Here is a 1,840-nt window from a genome sequence, read left to right as displayed (position 1 = left end):
TTGAAGTGTCTGGCGCGAAGACAGCTCCATATCGCCCCCAGAGGTTGCCTTACCGGCAATCGATAAAAGCCCATCCTGCGCCTCTATTTTCAAATGACCATCAGCACCAACCGTTTCTAACGTCACATCCTTATGGGCGGCAATATCAATATGCTTTTTCGAGGTGATGTGCTTTGCCAATACGCTCTGGCTTTTCGATTTGAGGACAACACCCCCATGACCAAAAACATTCTTCAACGAGATTTTCCCATCAGCAGAAAGATGCAACTGCCCCGCATTGGCGGCCATATCATGGCGCATGCGAACCCCAACACCTTTTTCTGTTGCCACAAGTTTAATCTGATCCGCCTGTAGAGCCCCCAAAGCAGAACCATCTATCGCATATTCCGGTTTACCGGTAATATCGGTCAGTTCTTTCATTTCCCGTGAAGCATAATCAAAGTGACCCGTCCCTGCTGTCACTCCAATTTCTCTTCCCGCAACAGCTCCTTCAAAATGCACTGTGCGTGAGACAATATCGACAATATCAACCGCCCCTTGGCCAGAGAAAAAATTGGCTCCCTTGGCGCCAAAGGTAATATCCCCACCTCGCACCTCAAAGCCTTTCAAAAAACCACTCGCATCAATTTCGGGAACACCTGTGGTTAAGGTCGCATGGGGCGTATTGATAAAGCCACAACCATCACAGCTTATCCCATTGGGATTGGCTATAATCACATCGGCTGGGCTCCCAAAAACCTCTCCTGGACCATGAAGCGCACTGCGCTTGCTGCTGGTCACTTCATTTAAAATCACTTTCGCCGAACCCGTGAGGCGCAAATGCGGATTGCCCGGCATAATGCCCCCCAACTGCGATTGCCCCACTTCTTGTGCATGATTGTTCCAAATCACACCTGCATTGCCAATATTAAAATCGTAATATTTATTGTGTGATAAGCCCTTGCCATTGGGGGTAACAATATCAATCGAGGGAACCCCATTGGGCGCTGCCACTATATCTGGACGATGGGCGGCATTCGCGTTAGGATCCACAGTAATTTGCGCCTGTAACGCTGAAGGGGCTAACAAACAAGAAAAACCAAGTCCCCCAAATAAAACCTTTTTGAGCATCGTACTGGAGACTAAAACACCTAATAAAGCTGCTCTTTCTGCTCTCTTCTCATATCTCATACTTTAACTCCCCAATAAAAAACGCTTAAAGTTCCATTGTTAATGTCATAAAAAATGTTCCTGATTTTTTATGCTTAACTGTGCTCCAAAAAATACTGGAATAACTGGCATCAAGAGAGACCATGCCTCCCGCAAGCTTGACACCTGCTGTCCAACCGGCAAGCTGGTCACTCTTAATCCCATAAAAAGCTTGCGAAAACACACGCCCATAATCCAAACCAACATAAGGGCGAAGTTCACCAAAAACCTTTTTGAAGGTCGCGTGATTGCTCCACGGAATGGTGCGTAGCAACAAATCATTCCGGCTAAAAAAACCGTTATTGCCAAAAAGCAAACTCTCACGCGTGCCACGAACATTGGAAGCGCCCCCCAACGAAATCTGTTCAGCACCCAATAAATTATGTGGTGAATATTGACCACTCAAAAGATTGCTCAGTATAAAGTCCAAGCCCCCTACCTTAAAAGGCGTCATGACACTAAGCGTACCAGTAAATTTGGCAAATTGTGGCTCCGCATCCCCTGCCCCTGGCGCATGTTTCTTTACTGAATGAAACAAAGGGAGCCCTTGCAAATAACTCACATCAAAGGTCCAGGTCCCCCCCAACATCTGGCGCGAATGCGAAATGCCAAAATTGGCGACGCTATATTGACGGCTGCCCACTTCAATCTT

Annotated in this window: 2 protein-coding genes; both read right to left on the bottom strand. The window is 47.0% G+C overall.

Annotated features, from left to right (window positions below; translation table 11 throughout):
• The coding region (locus ACFIO3_RS12455) for a filamentous hemagglutinin N-terminal domain-containing protein (RefSeq protein ID WP_375704554.1) at nucleotides 1–1,170 on the bottom strand (1,170 nt) is incomplete at its 3' end.
• A 25-nt stretch (nucleotides 1,171–1,195) separates the two neighbouring features.
• A partial coding sequence (locus ACFIO3_RS12450) for a ShlB/FhaC/HecB family hemolysin secretion/activation protein (protein ID WP_375704553.1) occupies nucleotides 1,196–1,840 on the bottom strand: 645 nt, incomplete at its 5' end.

Source organism: Bartonella sp. AD328YNZD (assembly GCF_042196425.1).
Note: the sequence above shows the minus strand (reverse complement) of the source record. Positions and strands in the feature narration are given on the sequence as shown.